Annotated in this window: 1 protein-coding gene and 1 tRNA gene; both read right to left on the bottom strand. The window is 52.3% G+C overall.

Annotation, left to right across the window (positions count from 1 at the left end):
- Nucleotides 1-7 precede the first annotated feature (7 nt).
- Nucleotides 8-84 (bottom strand) — tRNA-Met (locus FC652_RS20395).
- A 192-nt stretch (nucleotides 85-276) separates the two neighbouring features.
- Nucleotides 277-522, bottom strand: coding sequence for a hypothetical protein (locus tag FC652_RS20500; protein WP_255199207.1), 246 nt, complete (start codon nucleotides 520-522; stop codon nucleotides 277-279).
- Nucleotides 523-861: the final 339 nt, after the last annotated feature.

Raw genomic sequence — 861 nt, 5'->3', positions numbered from 1 at the left:
TTAGGAATGGTGGCTACGACGGGATTCGAACCTGTGACCCCATCATTATGAGTGATGTGCTCTAACCAGCTGAGCTACGTAGCCATCTTTTGGAGCGAGACAATATAACTATTCTCTCTCTCAGTGACAACCCCTTTATGCAAGGTTTTCACTTAACTCTGAATTTTCAGCGCCAAAGAATAAGTGTCCGAAAAATAGCGCCCACTGAAGCCAACTTGCCGACGAGCACAAAACCAAAAAGCTGAGGGAACAAAGAAAAACCATAACCCACTGATTTTAATTGATTAAGCATAACGACGCGTTAAGGGGTGAGTGCCGCGCGTTGCTCAAGTTGACCTCGAACGTGGCGCTCTCCCCTTCAGACACGATTGGGCTGCTGATGCTCGATACCGCTGGGCGATCGTCGTCTGACGTACCATCCGGTGGCGTCACGCTGCCATCGTCTTTTAGCGTGGCGGTGCCCGTCATGGCCGTGGACTGTGTCGCGGTCCGCATCGATGCTAAAGCGGCCGTAGTTGCCATCTTCCACGTTGCTTTGCACTTGGAACACCGCTTCGCCCTTGTCGGCGTCGATGATGTCAAGCTTGCCGCTCACGCTTTGGACTGTGTCGACCTTGTCGTCGCTGTCGCCATCTTCGGTGACGGTGCCACGGTCGGTGTCGCCTTGCTCTGTTCTTTGTTCCCTCGGCTGGTTGGTTTTGAGTTTGTCGGCAAGTTGGCTCCAGTGGGCGATGTTTTCCGGACACTTATTCTTTGGCGCTGGAAATTCAGAGCGTTGCCTCAATCAATTTTCGGGCAAGCGCGAGGTTAGGGCGATTGGCTCAATCAGAAATGTGATCTTAGGTTTTTCGTTTTGGCTGG

Origin of the sequence: Vibrio sp. 05-20-BW147 (assembly GCF_013369385.1) — a bacterium.
Lineage (GTDB): Bacteria > Pseudomonadota > Gammaproteobacteria > Enterobacterales > Vibrionaceae > Vibrio > Vibrio floridensis.
Note: the sequence above shows the minus strand (reverse complement) of the source record. Positions and strands in the feature narration are given on the sequence as shown.

What these genes read in the sequence shown, in the direction of transcription:
- FC652_RS20500 (WP_255199207.1), bottom strand. Translation starts at nt 522, where the DNA reads ATGGCAACTACGGCCGCTTTAGCATCGATGCGGACCGCGACACAGTCC.